We start from the raw sequence: 17008 nt of genomic DNA on the forward strand, positions 1-17008 counted from the left end.
AAGTAGCTTATTAATTAATTTTATTAATTAAATTGAGGGAAATAATGGATGCGGTAATATTATGTGCTGGGAAAGGAACAAGATTAATGCCATTAACTGAAAATAGACCAAAACCAATGATTCCAATCGCAGGAAAGCCTATTTTGGAGCATATAATTAATAAAATTGAAGGTTTTGTAGATAATATCTATTTGATTGTGAAGTATAAAAAGGAGATAATAATAAACCACTTCAAAAACCATCCAAAAATAACCTTTATAGAACAGAAAGAAATTGATGGAACAGGATATGCTGTTTTAATGGCAAAGGAATATATAAAGGATGATTTTTTAGTAATAAACGGCGATATTGTATTTGATGACGATTTAAAAAATATTGTAGATTATAAAAATGCAATGGCACTAACTGAGGTAAGTAATCCTGAAAATTTTGGAGTTGTGGTTTTAGATGATGAAAATAATATAATAGAATTACAGGAAAAGCCTAAAAATCCAAAATCTAACCTTATAAATGCAGGCATATATAAATTTGAAAAAAACATATTTGACATATTGGAAAATTTAAAACCATCGAAAAGGGGAGAAGTCGAGCTCACCGATGCTATATCGGAGCTCATCCAAAATGGAAATATGAAAGGTATAAAATTAAATGGATATTGGAATGATACTGGAAGACCTTGGGACTTACTGGATGCAAATAAACATCTTTTAAAAAATATTAAAACTGATATAAAAGGAAAAATCGGAAAAAATGTGGTAATTGATGGAAATGTGATAATAGAGGAGAGTGCAGAGGTAAAACATAATAGCGTAATTGAAGGTCCTGCAATAATAAAATCTGGTGCAATAGTTGGACCCCTAGCATATATTAGACCAAATACCGTTTTAATGGAGAATACAGGGGTTGGAAATTCATCCGAGATAAAAGGGAGCATTATAATGAAAAATACTAAAATACCTCATCTTTCATACATTGGTGATAGTATAATTGGAGAAAACTGCAATATAGCCTGCAATACCATTACGGCAAATTTAAGATTTGATGATAAGCCTGTTAAAGTAAATATAAAGGGAAAAATCGTTAAAAGCGTTAGAAAACTTGGGGTAATAATGGGAGATAATGTAAAAACAGGGGTTCAGGTTTCGTTTATGCCGGGGGTTAAAATTGGGAGCTCATGTTGGCTTGGAGCAAACTGCTTAATTGATAAAGATGTGGAATCAAACAGTTTTGTTTATAAAAAAGAGGAGAAAATAATAATCGATAAAAGATAATATTTTTTATATTTCTATTTATTCCATTATTTATTCTATTATCTATTTTATACTTTTTTATTTTTATTTTATTTTGCTATTATTTCATATTTATTATTTTCATTATTTTTATTTTATATCTATTATTTATTTTTATTCATCTCCGAAAATACCTCATCCAATGCATTAACCAATTCATCAATATGTTCTTTTTTCACAATAAGTGGTGGTAGGAATCTTAAAACAGTATCCGATGTGCAGTTTATTAAATACCCCTTTTCAAGCATTTTTTTAACTATATCTCCTCCGTTGAATGATAATTCCATTCCTACCATTAATCCTAATCCTCTAACTTCCTTTATAAATGGATATTTATCTTTAAGAGCCTTCAATTTATTTGTAAAATACTCTCCCATTTTTTGGGCGTTTTCCAATAGGTTTTCTATGATGCTAACTGATGCATAGGCACTTGCACATGCCAATGGGTTTCCACCAAATGTCGTACCATGAGCTCCGGGAGTAAATGCATCAGCTATTTTTTCCTTTGCAAGTGTGGCACCTATTGGGAATCCACCGCCGAGAGCCTTTGCAAGCGTCATTATATCTGGTTTTATATTGTAATTTTCACAGGCAAACATCTTCCCAGTTCTTCCCATTCCACACTGAACTTCGTCAAATATCAATACAATATTCGTATCATCACAGAGCTCCCTAACGCCTTTTAAATAATCTTTATCTGCAACATGTATTCCGCCCTCTCCTTGAACTGGTTCAAGCATTATGGCAGTAGTTTTATTGGTTATATTTTCCTTCAAAGCTTCTAAATCGTTAAATGGAACATATTTAAATCCTTTTGGAAGTGGCCCGTATCCCTCTTGATATTTTGGTTTTGCCGTGGCTGTTACAGTGGTTAAAGTCCTCCCGTGGAAACCATGTTCCATTGTAATAATTTCTCCTTCTCCAATGTTGTTATTTTTTCCATATCTTCTTGCAAGTTTTATTGCAGCTTCGTTTGCCTCCGCACCGCTATTTGAGAAAAAAGCCCTATCTAATCCGCTCAATTCAACAAGTTTTTTTGCCAATTTTACCTGTGGAACTATATAATATATATTTGAAGTATGTATAAGTGTTTCAGCCTGTTTTTTTATAGTTTCTACCACATCTGGATGGCAATGTCCAACATTATTTACGCTAATTCCTGCAAGGAAATCCAAATATTTTTTGCCGTTTATATCTTCAACATACATTCCATTACCTTTAATAAGGACAACAGGAAGTCTTCCATAAGTTTTCATTATATATATTCCATCTTCTTCCATTATACTTTTTTCGTCTATATTATCATATATTTCATCAAAAAATTTAGTCATTAAACCACCATAAATTTAATATGAGTTTATAATAGAGTTTAAAATTATAATTATAATAATTATAATAATTGCATATTTACTAATATAAAATTATCTAATAGTATATTATAAATTGGAAATATATAAATAAAGGTAGAAATAATTAATAAAATAAATTATATAAATTAATAAAATAAAATAATAAATAAATAAAATAAAAAATAATATAAAATAAGGATAAAACCTAAAAAGGAAAAAGATAAAACTAAAACTGTGGGAATTATGCACTATTTTTCTGAAAAACCAGAATCGGCACATAAAGAAATAACAATTGAAGGAATTTTAAGAAACAAAAAACTTACTTTTAAAACAGATACAGGAATATTTTCCCCTAAGAAAATAGATAAAGGTACTAAAATATTGGTTGAAGCACTAAAATTAAATAAAAACTACGATGTGCTTGATATTGGGTGTGGATATGGTGTTGTGGGCATAGCAATAGCCGATGAGGTAAATTCCATAACAATGACTGATATAAACAAAAGGGCAGTGAGATTGGCAAAAGAAAATATAAAATTAAATGATACAAGTAAGGATAAAAATATAAGGGTTGTTCAGGGGGATTTGTATGAAAATGTTAAGGATAAAAACTACGATATGATTATTTCAAATCCTCCAATAAAGGCAGGGAAAGAAACAATCCATAGAATAATAAAAGAAGGAAAGGAACTTTTAAAGGATAATGGTAGTATTTGGTTAGTTATTCAGACAAAACATGGGGCAAAATCACTTACAAAATTTATGGAAGAGGTTTTTGGAAATGTGGAAGTGGTCACTATAAAAGGAGGATATAGAGTATTAATGTCTAAAAATGATAAAAAAGGATAAAAGATAAAAAGATAATTTAAGGGATACTGTGATAAATTATATATTTGGTTTAATGGGACTTCTTTTGGCATCCATACAGGATTTTAGAAGCAGGGAAATTGAGGATTATATTTGGGTATCTATGGTAGTTTTTGGATTGGGATATCATACATATTTATCAATTACCACTGGAAATTATTATTATTTAATTAGTTCTGTATCTGGGTTAGTAGTATGCTTTATACTGGGCTACTTAATGTTTTTATGTGGGGTAGGTGGAGGAGACGGCAAGGTATTGATGGGTATGGGAGCTCTTACTCCCAAGTATAATATGCCTATTTATTCCACTTTTGGAAGTATTTTGAATATTAATTATGTCCCTACATTTCCAATAATGGTTTTTGTAAATGGTATGTTTTTTATGATTTTTTTGCCAATAATTATTCTTTTAAAGAATCTTATAAATGGAGCTAAACCCAAAAGCATTAAACAATTTATTATATTATGCTTTGGAGAAAAAATGAAAGTTAAAGATGCAAAAAATAAAAATAGATTAATAATGGGACATGAAAATAATTTTAAATTTTTTCCTTCATCAGAAGAAGATGATTTTTCAAAATATGATGATAATGAATATATTTATGTAACCCCCATGATTCCATTAATAATTCCCATCACATTATCTTATTTAATTACTCCATTTATTGGAGATTACCTGATTTATATGTTAATTCCTTTTAAATAAAATAAATATAAAATATATTATAACGATTAATCCAATTCAATATTATATAATTTCTCAATATTTTCTTTATGTATTATATGAGCTCCTTCTTCATCAAGTAATCCTAAGTCCATAAGTTTTCTTGTTCTTCTAGGGACTGTTTTTATTCCTAAAACAACGCCAGGTCTTTTTAAATCATCTATATAATCGGTTTCCATAACAAATCTAAGAGATTTTTTTACAGCTTCCACAACAGGTTTAGATGCCACTATTGACGGAAATATACCATATTTTTCTCCTTCTAAAACCATATCCCCACAGTGGTGTTTTATAACTCTTTCAGGATTTAAATTAACAGATTTTGCCATATCTCTAAATTCTTTAAACTGATTTTCTGATGCACTTTCAGCATGGATTTGAATGGCACAGTCCAAATCCTTTGCAAGTTCCATGGCGTATAATAATATCTCATTTGAAGCTTCCCATATCTCATCATTAACTGGATAGTGAGGTCTTCCAACTTCACCGATGCCGACCAAATAATCATTTTTCTCAACGAGCTCCTTTGCATAATTTAATGCATCAATCATTCTGTTTTTTGCATCATTTAATGCTATACCGTTATTTACCATTACTGTTAATTCTGCTGGGTGAGCTCCTACTAAACCATAAGCTCTCACATCATCTACATTTTTATTTATGGTTTCAATGTCTTTTAACAACACATCCATGGGCTTTTTTAAGTTGCCATCAAATGCAGGTTTATTTAATACTATCATTACTTTTCCACCTGCATTTTTAAAGATTTTTGCAACCTTTTCAGCACCATATCCATTTATATCATCAACATGAATGTGGTTGTCAGTAATTGGAATATCTTTTATATTTTCCATAGTTTCACTTTAATTTATATTTTTTAATTATTAATGTTATATATTCCATCCATATAATGCATTTCCTTTATAATTAATCAATTTTAAATAATTTATAGGGGTTTCACCATAAAGAGGTTTTATTATTAAAGGAATATCGTATTTTTTGCATATATTTAGTATAAATGGTTGTAAATCTCTTGGAGGTCTTATAGAATATATTAAATCCACATTTTCATAAATATTTAATTTTGGATTAAATAAATCATCAACAAAAGCATTTAATCCTTCTTTTTTTGCATTATTTACAGCATCTTTATTGGCATCTATTACGATTAAATTTATATTTTCATGAATATTTAGGGATTTTGCCACATTGTAATAGTAGCCGATTCCTATTTCAATAATTTTAAATGACTCATTTTTACTATTTTTATTTTTATTTTCGATATAATTTTTAATATAATCACATATATAATCCATAACATCACCATATCATATTATATTATAAAATATCATAATATTATTATTCAGAGGATGAAAAATAAATATAAAATAAATTTAAAAATAAATAAATATTATAAAAAAATTAAAATGATAATAATGTGATAATTATAAATAGATTAAAATTATTTTATTTTCTTCTTATTTTTATTATTCTTATTAACCTTATTTTTTATTATTCTTTTTTATTTTTTACTTAAAGATTGGATATGATAGATATGACGATAAAATATCAAAAAGTTGGAGACATATTACTTGTAAAAAAAGATTTAACAGGCGATGAAATAAACTATCTAATAAATAAAACAAAATGCAAAACAATACTTAAATATAATTATATAAATGGAGATATGAGAAAACCAAAAGTAAAGTTGTTATACGGCACTGAAACAGAAACAATTCATAAAGAACATGGATGTTTATTTAAAATTGATGTTTCAAAGGTCATGTGGAGTATGGGAAATATCGAGGAAAGAAAACGAATGGCATATATTTCAAATTCTGATGAAACTGTTGTAGATATGTTTGCAGGAATAGGATACTTCACCATACCAATGGCAAAATATTCAAAACCTAAAAAAATATATGCTATTGAGATAAATCCTGATTCTTATCATTATATGGTAGAAAATATAAAATTAAACAAATTAACTAATGTAGTTCCAATATTAAGCGATAATAGGGATGTGGCGTTAAAAAATATAGCAGATAGGGTAATTATGGGTTATGTTTTAAAAACACGGTTCTTTTTAGATAAGGCATTTGAATTTTTAAAGGAAGGAAAAATATGCACCATTCACTATCACGACACATTGGCTGAAAAAATAATGAATACTGAACCAATTAATGAAATAAAAAAATATGCTGAAAAATATGAATATAACATCCTTTCCCACGAAATTCATAAGGTAAAAAAATACGCTCCTGGTGTATGGCATATTGTAGTAGATGCCGAGCTCATTAAATATAATAAATAAATAATAAAAATTAAAATAAAAATAAGAAAGAATTAAATAAATGTATTATATTTTTTTAGCTTTTATTCAGTTTTAATACCATTTAACACGGCTTCTTTATGAATGCCCAGTGCTTTTTGTTTTTTACATTCTTTTCTAAATATTTTTATTTTTCCAGCTACACACGGGTATCGCTGAATCATCATTGCAGATTTTTTGCTTAAATCTTCTATATCTCTTGCATCGAGACCTTTCATAGATTTAGCCATGAATAATGTGCTTCCACATATAGAGCTCCTAATGACTTTGACATCTTCAACTTTATTATCTTTTATATAAACCTCAACCTTTGGAGTTCCGAATTCTTCTAAAAATTCCTTTAATTTTGGATACTTGTTAATTAAATCTCCCGCATCTTTTTCATCCAATAAACACATCTCATCTGGACATATAGCATCAAATTTACTTAATTCTTTTTTCTGCCCTTCTCCACCCCATGTAGCAACAATTATAACTACATTGGGGTTTTTTTCCTTAGCAGTTCTGCAAACCTCGTATGTATTATCTGGATGCTGAGTATATAACAGCAAAACATCAGCTTCTTTGAATTTATCCACTACTTCATTAGGTAGTTCTATTTCATCAACAATAAAATCTGTGGGTCTATCTATTTTACATATTCCCATAAATTCATTTTTCTTTCCAAAAGAATTTACAGTCCCTTGAATTCTATATCCATAAGCTCCGTCGGTTATTACCAATATTTTTGCCATATTTTCCCTCATTTTAGATTTTTGGTCAAAATACATCCTGGGTCTTCTCTTAAATAATCATCATAGTAGGAATAAGCACGAGCTCTGCAACCTCCACAAACATATTTATACATGCAACTTCCACATATCTTTAATTTATCCCTATCCCTTAAATCATTTAATATTTTATTATTTCTCCAAAATTCTAAGAAGTCATTTTCATCCTTGAATGATTTGATATTCCCCAATTTTAATGGGAAGAATACACATGGTTGTATATCCCCATTAGCCCTTAAACTTAAATAAAATCTTCCACATCCGCATCCTCCAATAAAATTAGCCAAACTTTTTAATCGTTCATTTTCTCCTAAATCAACATTTGCAAAGTGTGATGCTAAATAATATTTATTATGCTCCAATGCAGTTCTTGAATAATATGGAGCTGTTGATAAGAAGGCAGTTCTGTATTTTTTTCCAGTATCATTATTTAATTTTTCCCATAATAAATTTAATAACTCTTCTCTCTCTTCGGGGGATAAATCAATATCATAATCTCCAACGCCAACTGGAATGTAGTTATATAACATAAAATAATTTACATTAAGTTCTTCGGCTAAATCCATGACCTTTGGAACATCCCTATAATTTAACTTTGTTGCCGTAGTTGCTATTGCACAGAATATATCCTCATCAACAACATTTTTAATTCCTTCAATAGTTTTATCATAAATACCTTTTATTCCTCTAAATTTTTCATGGGTTTCTTTGGTTCCATCCAAACTAATCTGCACAAAATCCACTTTGTGTTCTTTTAATTTTTTTGCATTTGTTTTATTTAACATTGTTCCGTTGCTGGCTATTGATACCTGCATATTGTAATCCTTTGCCCTATCTATCAATTCAAATAAATCTTTTCTCATCAATGGTTCTCCCCCAGAAAAGGCAATGGCTACAACGCCACTATTTGCTAATATGTCGATGGTTTTTAAAGCCTCTTCTGTATTCAATTCATCTTCCAGTGGTTTTCCTGCATTTGCATAGCAGTGTTTGCATCTCAAATTACATGCATAAGTAACATCCCACACCACTAAAAACGGAGCTCCGGAAACAAAAGGTCTTTTTACACCGAAATATCCTAACCCCCTTACAACACTTATCAATCCCTTTTTAAATAGTGGGTCTTTTAAGAAGTCTTTAAAGTTTTCTTTATAAATTTCACCTGCGAAGGTTTTTAATCCATTGTCTAAAACACTTTTTAAGGTTTTATAGCCTAATGAATTGATATCTTCCCCCTTCATATAAGCATCGATATAATTTTCAATGATAAGATTTCCATTGTCATCTTTTTTAAAAAGGTTTAAAATCTGTCTTTTGGTAATTGGATTTAAAATCAACTTTGAAAATACTAACGCCATGTCTTCTGTTTTCATAATACCACGACACAAATATTTATAAAATAAAAAATAAAAAATAAATAAAAAATAAATAGAATAATAATCTTTAATGGCTAATTAATAAGAAATTAATTTTATAGTAATATATATTATAAGATAATGTAATATTTAAAACTTAAATATTTCTCTTCAAAATCACATTTTTTATGAGCTCACATTTCAAAGAATTGCTTATTAAACATTTCTTTGAACCTTCCAATATAATTTCTCTCAATTCTTCTTCGGATTTATTGCAGTTATTTACTTCCACATTTATATTCAATACAACCTGTTCAATACATCCCTTTTCAAAACTTTTTTTAACTGTTCCATTTACTTTAACTTCTCCTTTTATATTTAGGTCTTCCAAAGTCTTCCCTACTGCAATGGATATGCAACCACACAATCCAGATAGGAACAAATCCATAGGGTTTATTTTATCCCCTACTGAACCTTTTCCACCTTTTGATGCTATTTTTAATCCTTTGATATTTATATCAGTTTCAAATCCTTTTACATATTTTGCATCAATACCTTCATTGTAATATTTGGATGTTATAATATCAACGATTTTTTTTATTAATTCTTCCCTCTCTTTTTCAGGTATCTTTGATAAAAAATTATTTAGACATTTTGGCATCATCTTAGGCATCATCTTAGGTGCAAATTTTTCTGCCATGTCTGAATTTATCATTTCATCCATCATTTCTATCATGAATTCAGGTTTCATGTTTTTCATCATTTCACACATCATCTCTTTCATAGGAGCTCACCAAAAATAATGATAAAATTAATTAAAATAAAATTATTAATTTATTAGTTCATTGGATTAATTAGATATATTAATATTCATATATTTTTTAATTATTTATAATTATTTATATTAAATCATGTTCTTTTAATTTATCGGCGGCTTTTTTAAGGATTTTTTCTTTAATAATTATTTCTTGCATATATTCTTTATCCGGGAACGTTAAGGCATTATGAGGGCATAGATTACCACAGGTGCTGCATGAAACTACACAGTTATATGGTCTTGCAACCACTGGTTTTTTCATGTCTTTATCCCAATCAAATACTATTCTATTTCCACATGTAATAAAACATATTCCACAACCTGTGCATGCATCGTAGTCTATTGTAGGATACCATTCTATGTCTTTTCTATCGATGCCCCACCATGGCATTACTGTAAAATCTTTTATTGTCCTTCCCAATGGGTCTTTACCAATTACAGGTAAATCTTTCATTATTTCACCTTTTTTTATTTTATTTATTTTATTTTTTTAACCTTAATTTTTTATTTTTAATTGATATTTACAAATATATTAATGGAAATCATTATATTTAAACCTTTCGATATATTGATTAATTTTAATATATTTTAAGTATTTTTAAATATATAAATATAACAATATATTCATAGTCATGGCATTATATGTTGTTGTATAATATTATGTGAGCAATACTAACTATGCTATATATAAGTTTTGACTTGATGTTAGAAGAATACTATATATAATATTAAAACAAATGTGATAATGACTAACATATATAATCATATATAATAAGATGACATCATGCCAGAACATATATTATCAGGGATTAAAGCAATAGTGGCAATGAAACTAAAAAAGGAAGGAAAATTGCAGAGAGAGATAGCAGAGTATCTAAAAATGGATAGGTCAATAATTTCTCATTATTTACATGGAAGACACCCATCAGATAGAGTTATGAGAGTTTCAGAAGAGATAGTGGATTTACCAGCGGAATACGGCATTAGGATTATAAATTCAATGAGTGAAGATAGAGAGCTTACAAAGAAAATTATAGATAATCTATATCATGTAAAAATTGAAATAGATAGGAATAAATGTATTCTCTGCGGAGAATGTCTCGAATGTCCTTATAATGCTATTTTTAAGAATGGGCATTTAATAGAAATAGATAATAACAAATGCATGTTATGTGGAGACTGCATAGCTATTTGCCCAGTAAATGCTTTAAAATTAAATAAATTCTTACCAAATGAATTGGAGGAATAAAAATGACAATAGATGCAAAAAAAGAAAGATGCGATAGTGCTGTCCAAATAGTAAGGGATGGAACTGTGGAGAATAGAGTTTTAAACTGGAACGACAATATGTGTGTTGGATGCGGTATTTGTAGCGATATATGTCCTGTTGGAGCAATTGAAATGGGTCCATTGGGAGCTATTTTTAAAGGAGATATTGAAGCTCCAAAATTGGATATTGATAATAAAAAATGTGTATTGTGTGGAATGTGTGCCTCTGCATGTCCATTTGGTGCTATGGATTTGAAGATAGATGGAACTTCTATAAAGGAGCTCCCACAGTATCCAAAGATAAAAAGGGATATTACATTAAATCAGGACAAATGTGTTTTATGTGAGCAGTGTGAAATGGTATGTCCCCAATGTGCAATAGAGGTTGAAAGAGAACTCCCTGAAAGAAAAACATTGGTATTGGGGGAAATAAACATAAATAAAGAAACCTGCGTATTGTGTGGTATCTGTGCAGATTATTGTCCAGCTGATGCTATAGAGCTCGTGCCTGGTGAAATGAATGCTTTAAATCTAAATCCATATAGTGATATTGTAGTAGATACTGATGCCTGTGTATATTGTAAGGTCTGTGAAAAGGCATGTCCTCACAATGCAATTGAGGTAATCTGTTATAAATGTCCTCTTGCAAACAGAATCAAAAAACCAGAATTGTATAAAGAAATCACTGGAAAAACAACAATTAACAAAAATCTATGTGTATCATGCAGTTGGTGTGAAAATGTATGTCCAGCTGATGCATTGTCTGTTGAAAAACCATTTGAAGGGGAATTAATTATAGATGAGGATGCATGTAATGCCTGTGGTGCATGTATTGCAATATGTCCATGTAATGCACTTGTATTCCCAAAATCAGAGGGTCAAGCACAGATAGCTCCAAAAATTGCAGTAAATCCAAATGTATGTATATTATGTGGAGCATGCACTCATGCATGTCCTGTAAATGCACTGAAAGTTAAAAGGACAAAAATAAACATGACAAAAGTAAATGCACCTGCATGGAATGAAGCATTTGAAAAATTGCTAAAATAAATAAAATATAGATAGTGTATAAAGACATAAAAAACATAAAAAATAAAATAAAAAAGAAAAGGGTAAAAAAGTAATAGAATAATAACGAATAAACCAAAATAGGTGGTTAAATGTATAAATTGGAAGTATATCCTGAAAAGTGCCATGGATGCGGAAATTGTGTGGTTTCATGTCCTGTAAATGCAAGAGACCCAAATACCTATGGTGGAAAAGGACCGGAAGATGAAAGTATCGTAATTCTTAGAGTTATAAATGGAGTAGTTAATATTATAAACGGCGATTTATGCGGTGGATGTGGTGCATGTGTCGAATCCTGTCCAGTAGGTGCTATAAAACTTGTTATAAAATAAATTAAAAAAATAAAAATAAAGTAAAAGAACGAAAAAAAGTAAAACTAAAAGTAAAAATAAATAAAATAAATTAAAATTTAAAATAAAAAATAGGAATAAAAGAATAAAAAAGAATAACGGATTCGGTGATATAATGAAATTTAAATTAAACACTGGTAGGACTATATGGCAGGGTGAGGCAATCGAAGCAGGTAAAAATCTTGAAATGTATAGAAAAGCCGCAGGAGTTTGTTATTTTAATGAAGAAGATATGTTTAAATTAGGAATAAAAGAAGGAGATTCCGTTAAGGTTAAGTCAGAATATGGGGATGTAGTTGTTAAAGCAAAAAAGACAACTCAAACAATGCCAGAGGGTATGGTATTTATCCCAATGGGACCTTGGGCAAACTGTGTGGTATTGCCTGAAACTAAGAGTACAGCAATGCCTTCTTTTAAAGGACCCCTTGAAGTTGAAATTGAAAAAACAGATGAAGAAGTTCCAATAATGATGGATTTAATGAGAAAAAAATATATTGAGTGTTAATAGCTATATCTAATATTGAGGTGATTTCATGGAATATATTATAAAAAATGGGATTGTATATGACCCATTAAATGGGGTCGATGGAGAAAAAATGGATATCTGCGTAAAGGATGGAAAAATTGTAGAATCTGTTTCAGGCAATGCTGTGGAAATTGATGCAAATGGATGTGTGGTAATGCCCGGCGGTATAGATTCCCACACCCATGTCGCTGGTCCGAAGGTAAATACTGGTAGGGTAATGAGACCTGAGGATAGTAAAAAGGACATATATAACAAAAAAGGACTTAGAAGTGGAAGTGGATTTTCAGTACCTTCTACATTCAAGACAGGATATGAGTATTCTGAAATGGGATATACCACAGTAGTTGAGGCAGCTGTTCCTCCGTTGTTAGCAAGACACACCCATGAGGAGATTATAGATACCCCCCAACTTGATATGGCAGCAATGCCTGTAATGGGAAATAATTGGATGATAATGGAATATTTAAAAGAAGAAAATTATGAAATGTGTGCAGCATATGTAGCATGGCTTTTAAGAGCTACAAGAGGATATGCTATAAAAATCGTTAATCCCGGTGGAACAGAAGCATGGGGCTGGGGAAAGAATGTTCATGGTATTGATGACCCAGTTCCATATTTCGGAATTACAGGTAGGGAAATAGTAAGAGGGTTAGCCAAAGTAAATGAAATGCTTGGATTACCTCATTCAATACATGTTCATCCAAACGATTTGGGACACCCTGGAAACTGGGAAACTACAATAGCTACAATGGATTGTGTTAAGGACATTGAGGCAAAACCTAAATATGGTGAGAGGGATACAGTATATTACAACACACACGTGCAGTTCCATTCTTATGGCGGGACTTCATGGAAGGACTTTGTAAGTAAAGGTATTGAAATTGCTGAATATATAAATAAATCAAGCCATGTAATTGTAGATGTTGGACAAATAACGCTTGATGAAACAACAACAATGACAGCAGATGGTCCAATGGAATACGACCTTCACATGACAAATGGTTTGAAATGGGCAAACTGTGATGTTGAGCTTGAAACAGGTTCAGGAGTCGTTCCATTTATTTACAAACCAAAAGGACCAGTTTATTCAGTTCAGTGGGGTATTGGATTAGAAATATTCCTAAATACTGATACTAATAAAATAATATTAACAACTGATAATCCAAATGCAGGACCATTTACAAGATATTCAAGAATAATAGCATGGTTGATGAGTAAAGAATACAGAGATGACTGGTTAAACAATAAGGTTCATGCCTGGGCTAAACAAAGAACCTCTGTTGCAGACAGCGATAAAGAATATTCAATGTATGAGATAGCAAAAGTAACAAGAGCAAATCAGGCAAAGGTATTGGGTTTAAGTGAAGAAAAAGGCCATTTAGGTGTTGGGGCTGATGCAGATATTGCAATCTATGAAATAAATCCAGAAGAAAAAGATGGAAAAGTAATTGAAAAAGCATTTAGATATGCAAAATATGTATTAAAAGGCGGAGAATTGGTGGTAAAAACTGGAAATGTAGTAAAAGAGTTGCCAAGTAATACGATATATGTAAATGCAAAAGTAGATGATGCTCTTGAAGAGGAGCTCATGAAAGACCTTAGGGCAAAATTCAAAAAATACTACTCAGTTAATATTGACAACTATCCAGTTTCTGACCATTATGCAAACAACTGGAAACCAATTAATATCGATGCAACGGACATTAAATAATAAATAATAAGAAATAATAATAAATAATGCGAAATAGTATTAATATAGAGTTATTACAATAAAATTATTCCTATATCTTATTGCATTTAAAATAATTCAATAATAACAGGATAACTTAATAAGTTAATTTAATAGTTATTAATATTTAATATTTTATTTAATTTTTTATTATTAAAATATCTTTAAAATCTATATTTTAGGTGATAAAATGGAACTTATTCTTACATTAAAGAAAAATATTATGGTTCCTGTGGAGATGGATAAAATTCTTCCAGAAAAAGTCCAGGATTTATCCAAAGACGAAATAAAAAATATTGAATTGCCTCAGGGAAGAACAACAATTACAGTAGAGGAGCTCTTTAATATTGAGGTAAAAGAAAGTGAAACTCCAAGGGTAGTTATAAAAAATTCAACCCCTAAATTAAAAAGAATTGGAGAAAAAATGACCTCTGGTGAAATAGTCGTTGAAGGGGATGCAGGAATGTATGTGGGTGCAGAGATGAAAGGCGGAAAGATAGTAGTTAATGGAAATGCCGATAGCTGGGTTGGACAGAATATGAAAGGCGGAGAAATAATAATTAAAGGAGATGCTAAGGATTATGTTGGTTCTGCATATAGGGGAGATTGGAGAGGTATGAGTGGTGGAACTATAACTGTTGAAGGAAATGCAGGAAGTGAGCTCGGGGAATTTATGAAAGGTGGGCTAATCCATATAAAAGGAAATGTAGATATCCATGCAGGAATCCATCAGAGTGGAGGAATAATAATAATCGATGGAGATGCCGATGGAAGAGCAGGCGGAGAAATGGTAAAAGGAGCAATAGTTATAAATGGAAAAGTAAAGGATTTAATGCCATCATTTAAATTTGAAGGAATTGTTGAAAATCCTGTTATAAAATTGTCTAAAAAAGATGCTGGAACACCTATAACAGGTAAATATTATAAATTCATAGGAGATTATGCAAAGAACAAACCAAAAGGACAACTGTATATATCAGTTGAAAACAATCCCAATTTAAGATAAATAATTTATTTATTTTAATTTTTTAAATTTTTAACTTATTAATTTTAATTTTATTCTATTATTTTATTCTATTATTTTTATATTGGTTATATTTATACCTAAATATTATAATTCCTATTTTCCTTTTTTATCTTTCTTTTCTTTTTAATTTTTTATAAAATAGTTATAAATTTATATAAAAAATGAGTCATTATACATATTGTTTATTTTATTATTATTATCTATAAATATAAAAAGAGGAAAACAATGATTTTAGAGTTAAATGGTATGTATGCAGGATTAAGATTTTCATCAGCTCATATCGTGTTTGGGCATGATAGTTGCGGAGTAATTCATGGACATTCATATTATGTGGATGTTAAGGTATGCGGAGCTCCTTCTGGAGAGTTTGGTTTTGTATGTGATTTTAAGATATTAAAAAAGATAGTGAAAAATATATGCGGAAAATTAGACCATAAGCTTCTAATTCCAGAAAATCATCCAAATTTAAAATATAATATAGAGAATAATGCTATAAACTTCACATTTTGCAAAGGAGATAAGATAAAAGAATATAAAATTCCATTGGAAGATGTTGTTCTTTTACCAATATTGAGCACCACAGCAGAGGAGCTCTCAAAGTATTTTGCAGAACATATTAAAATGGAGTTATGCACATTAAATTTAGAAAATAGTATTGATTGGATAGAAGCCACTGTAAATGAAGGAATAGGACAAGGAGCAACATATAGAGCTATTTTGAAAAAATAATAAGATAAATATAAATTAAATCTAAAATAAATATAAAATAAAAATAAATAATGATAAAATTAAATAAAAATAAATAAAATATAATTATTTATATTATGAAATAAATATAATTATTATATATGATAGATAAAATGATTATACTTTTATCGGTGATATTATGGAACTCAATATAAGTGTAAGTGAAGCAATGAGCAGTCCTGTGGAAACAGTGAATTTAAATGCTACGGCATATGATGCAGCCAATATTTTAAAAACAAAGGGGATTGGTTGCTTAGTTGTTGTGAATGATTTAATGAAGCCAGTAGGTCTCATTACTGAAAGAGATTTTGTTTTAAAAATCGTTGCAAGAAATCTAAAATCAAAAGAGGTATTGGTTAAAGATATTGCATCTACAAAACTTATATATGTATCACCTAAGGCTACTCTAATGGATGCTGCAAAAATAATGGCAGAAAAAAAGATTAAAAGACTTCCAGTAATTGAAAATGATGAATTATTGGGCATAATCACTGTTAGCGATATAACTTCAATATCTCCTAAGCTATTTGATATAATTGTGGAGTTTTCCAATATAAAAGGAGCGGGAAACACCTATCAAGCAAATACAACCAATGAAGATGAATACATTGAAGGCATATGTGAAGTATGCGGAGCTCAGGGTAGGGTAAGATATATCAATGGAAGATATATCTGCGATAACTGCTTAGATGAAGAAGAAAATCTCTAAATTATAAATTTTTCCATTTTTTAATAGAAAAATAATAATTATTATATACATGGTATAGATGGATATATGACGATATTATT

At 29.6% G+C, this 17008-nt stretch carries 19 protein-coding genes; 12 read left to right on the plus strand and 7 right to left on the minus strand.

Annotated features, from left to right (window positions below):
- Positions 1-44 precede the first annotated feature (44 nt).
- The gene (gene glmU / locus METOK_RS04385; protein WP_013867014.1) at positions 45-1271 is read left to right on the plus strand and encodes a bifunctional sugar-1-phosphate nucleotidylyltransferase/acetyltransferase; all 1227 of its coding nucleotides are present in this window, start codon (positions 45-47) and stop codon (positions 1269-1271) included.
- A 122-nt stretch (positions 1272-1393) separates the two neighbouring features.
- Here the strand turns inward: glmU and METOK_RS04390 are convergent, their stop codons facing one another.
- Positions 1394-2569, minus strand: coding sequence for an acetylornithine transaminase (locus tag METOK_RS04390; protein ID WP_394295980.1), 1176 nt, complete (start codon positions 2567-2569; stop codon positions 1394-1396).
- A gap of 312 nt (positions 2570-2881) precedes the next feature.
- Between METOK_RS04390 and METOK_RS04395 the strand changes: the two genes are divergently transcribed.
- Together METOK_RS04395 and flaK are read left to right on the plus strand one after the other, a co-directional pair.
- The gene (locus tag METOK_RS04395; protein ID WP_013867016.1) at positions 2882-3487 is read left to right on the plus strand and encodes a class I SAM-dependent methyltransferase; all 606 of its coding nucleotides are present in this window, start codon (positions 2882-2884) and stop codon (positions 3485-3487) included.
- A gap of 28 nt (positions 3488-3515) precedes the next feature.
- Positions 3516-4211 (plus strand): preflagellin peptidase FlaK, encoded by a 696-nt coding sequence (gene flaK / locus METOK_RS04400; protein ID WP_013867017.1) that lies wholly within the window; start codon positions 3516-3518, stop codon positions 4209-4211.
- Between the two features lie 26 nt (positions 4212-4237).
- Here the strand turns inward: flaK and METOK_RS04405 are convergent, their stop codons facing one another.
- Positions 4238-5083 carry a TatD family hydrolase gene (locus METOK_RS04405; protein WP_013867018.1) on the minus strand — a complete coding sequence of 282 codons (846 nt, stop codon included), beginning with the start codon at positions 5081-5083 and terminating at the stop codon, positions 4238-4240.
- 36 nt (positions 5084-5119) lie between these two features.
- The gene (locus METOK_RS04410; RefSeq protein WP_013867019.1) at positions 5120-5545 is read right to left on the minus strand and encodes a UPF0146 family protein; all 426 of its coding nucleotides are present in this window, start codon (positions 5543-5545) and stop codon (positions 5120-5122) included.
- A gap of 239 nt (positions 5546-5784) precedes the next feature.
- Here METOK_RS04410 and taw2 point away from each other — a divergent pair, with 239 nt between their 5' ends.
- The gene (gene taw2 / locus METOK_RS04415; RefSeq protein WP_013867020.1) at positions 5785-6543 is read left to right on the plus strand and encodes a tRNA(Phe) (4-demethylwyosine(37)-C(7)) aminocarboxypropyltransferase Taw2; all 759 of its coding nucleotides are present in this window, start codon (positions 5785-5787) and stop codon (positions 6541-6543) included.
- 62 nt (positions 6544-6605) lie between these two features.
- Here the strand turns inward: taw2 and METOK_RS04420 are convergent, their stop codons facing one another.
- The 4 genes from METOK_RS04420 to METOK_RS04435 form a co-directional block, all read right to left on the minus strand.
- The gene (locus tag METOK_RS04420; RefSeq protein ID WP_013867021.1) at positions 6606-7295 is read right to left on the minus strand and encodes a DUF166 domain-containing protein; all 690 of its coding nucleotides are present in this window, start codon (positions 7293-7295) and stop codon (positions 6606-6608) included.
- Between the two features lie 8 nt (positions 7296-7303).
- Positions 7304-8704 (minus strand): radical SAM/SPASM domain-containing protein, encoded by a 1401-nt coding sequence (locus tag METOK_RS04425; RefSeq protein ID WP_013867022.1) that lies wholly within the window; start codon positions 8702-8704, stop codon positions 7304-7306.
- A gap of 139 nt (positions 8705-8843) precedes the next feature.
- The gene (locus METOK_RS04430) at positions 8844-9470 is read right to left on the minus strand and encodes an OsmC family protein (RefSeq protein WP_013867023.1); all 627 of its coding nucleotides are present in this window, start codon (positions 9468-9470) and stop codon (positions 8844-8846) included.
- A 115-nt stretch (positions 9471-9585) separates the two neighbouring features.
- Positions 9586-9957, minus strand: a complete 372-nt coding sequence (locus tag METOK_RS04435) for a 4Fe-4S dicluster domain-containing protein (protein ID WP_013867024.1) — start codon at positions 9955-9957, stop codon at positions 9586-9588.
- Positions 9958-10287: 330 nt separating this feature from the next.
- Between METOK_RS04435 and METOK_RS04440 the strand changes: the two genes are divergently transcribed.
- The 8 genes from METOK_RS04440 to METOK_RS04475 all read left to right on the plus strand — a co-directional run bounded on the left by METOK_RS04440 (position 10288) and on the right by METOK_RS04475 (position 16928).
- Complete coding sequence (locus METOK_RS04440; RefSeq protein ID WP_013867025.1) at positions 10288-10752, plus strand: 4Fe-4S binding protein; 465 nt, start codon at positions 10288-10290, stop codon at positions 10750-10752.
- Between the two features lie 2 nt (positions 10753-10754).
- The gene (gene fwdF / locus METOK_RS04445; protein WP_013867026.1) at positions 10755-11822 is read left to right on the plus strand and encodes a tungsten-dependent formylmethanofuran dehydrogenase subunit FwdF; all 1068 of its coding nucleotides are present in this window, start codon (positions 10755-10757) and stop codon (positions 11820-11822) included.
- 110 nt (positions 11823-11932) lie between these two features.
- Entirely contained in the window at positions 11933-12172 is a 240-nt protein-coding gene (locus tag METOK_RS04450) for a 4Fe-4S binding protein (RefSeq protein WP_013867027.1), read from the plus strand.
- A 133-nt stretch (positions 12173-12305) separates the two neighbouring features.
- Positions 12306-12695: a tungsten-dependent formylmethanofuran dehydrogenase subunit FwdD gene (gene fwdD / locus METOK_RS04455; protein ID WP_013867028.1), complete on the plus strand. Its 390-nt coding sequence runs from the start codon at positions 12306-12308 to the stop codon at positions 12693-12695.
- 28 nt (positions 12696-12723) lie between these two features.
- Positions 12724-14427 carry a tungsten-dependent formylmethanofuran dehydrogenase subunit FwdA gene (gene fwdA / locus METOK_RS04460; protein WP_013867029.1) on the plus strand — a complete coding sequence of 568 codons (1704 nt, stop codon included), beginning with the start codon at positions 12724-12726 and terminating at the stop codon, positions 14425-14427.
- 208 nt (positions 14428-14635) lie between these two features.
- The gene (gene fwdC, locus METOK_RS04465) at positions 14636-15451 is read left to right on the plus strand and encodes a tungsten-dependent formylmethanofuran dehydrogenase subunit FwdC (protein ID WP_013867030.1); all 816 of its coding nucleotides are present in this window, start codon (positions 14636-14638) and stop codon (positions 15449-15451) included.
- Positions 15452-15697: 246 nt separating this feature from the next.
- Positions 15698-16201, plus strand: a complete 504-nt coding sequence (locus METOK_RS04470; RefSeq protein ID WP_013867031.1) for a 6-carboxytetrahydropterin synthase QueD — start codon at positions 15698-15700, stop codon at positions 16199-16201.
- Between the two features lie 157 nt (positions 16202-16358).
- Entirely contained in the window at positions 16359-16928 is a 570-nt protein-coding gene (locus tag METOK_RS04475) for a CBS domain-containing protein (RefSeq protein WP_013867032.1), read from the plus strand.
- Positions 16929-17008 lie beyond the last annotated feature (80 nt).

The organism is Methanothermococcus okinawensis IH1, assembly GCF_000179575.2.
GTDB lineage: Archaea > AGJL01 > Methanococci > Methanococcales > Methanococcaceae > Methanofervidicoccus > Methanofervidicoccus okinawensis.

Bases quoted from the DNA above. Each gene is read 5' to 3' on its own strand.
- glmU (WP_013867014.1), top strand. From the start codon at position 45: ATGGATGCGGTAATATTATGTGCTGGGAAAGGAACAAGATTAATGCCA.
- METOK_RS04390 (WP_394295980.1), bottom strand. From the start codon at position 2,569: ATGGAAGAAGATGGAATATATATAATGAAAACTTATGGAAGACTTCCT.
- METOK_RS04395 (WP_013867016.1), top strand. From the start codon at position 2,882: ATGCACTATTTTTCTGAAAAACCAGAATCGGCACATAAAGAAATAACA.
- METOK_RS04405 (WP_013867018.1), bottom strand. From the start codon at position 5,083: ATGGAAAATATAAAAGATATTCCAATTACTGACAACCACATTCATGTT.
- METOK_RS04410 (WP_013867019.1), bottom strand. From the start codon at position 5,545: ATGGATTATATATGTGATTATATTAAAAATTATATCGAAAATAAAAAT.
- taw2 (WP_013867020.1), top strand. From the start codon at position 5,785: ATGACGATAAAATATCAAAAAGTTGGAGACATATTACTTGTAAAAAAA.
- METOK_RS04420 (WP_013867021.1), bottom strand. From the start codon at position 7,295: ATGGCAAAAATATTGGTAATAACCGACGGAGCTTATGGATATAGAATT.
- METOK_RS04425 (WP_013867022.1), bottom strand. From the start codon at position 8,704: ATGAAAACAGAAGACATGGCGTTAGTATTTTCAAAGTTGATTTTAAAT.
- METOK_RS04430 (WP_013867023.1), bottom strand. From the start codon at position 9,470: ATGAAAGAGATGATGTGTGAAATGATGAAAAACATGAAACCTGAATTC.
- METOK_RS04435 (WP_013867024.1), bottom strand. From the start codon at position 9,957: ATGAAAGATTTACCTGTAATTGGTAAAGACCCATTGGGAAGGACAATA.
- METOK_RS04440 (WP_013867025.1), top strand. From the start codon at position 10,288: ATGCCAGAACATATATTATCAGGGATTAAAGCAATAGTGGCAATGAAA.
- fwdF (WP_013867026.1), top strand. From the start codon at position 10,755: ATGACAATAGATGCAAAAAAAGAAAGATGCGATAGTGCTGTCCAAATA.
- METOK_RS04450 (WP_013867027.1), top strand. From the start codon at position 11,933: ATGTATAAATTGGAAGTATATCCTGAAAAGTGCCATGGATGCGGAAAT.
- fwdD (WP_013867028.1), top strand. From the start codon at position 12,306: ATGAAATTTAAATTAAACACTGGTAGGACTATATGGCAGGGTGAGGCA.
- fwdA (WP_013867029.1), top strand. From the start codon at position 12,724: ATGGAATATATTATAAAAAATGGGATTGTATATGACCCATTAAATGGG.
- fwdC (WP_013867030.1), top strand. From the start codon at position 14,636: ATGGAACTTATTCTTACATTAAAGAAAAATATTATGGTTCCTGTGGAG.
- METOK_RS04470 (WP_013867031.1), top strand. From the start codon at position 15,698: ATGATTTTAGAGTTAAATGGTATGTATGCAGGATTAAGATTTTCATCA.
- METOK_RS04475 (WP_013867032.1), top strand. From the start codon at position 16,359: ATGGAACTCAATATAAGTGTAAGTGAAGCAATGAGCAGTCCTGTGGAA.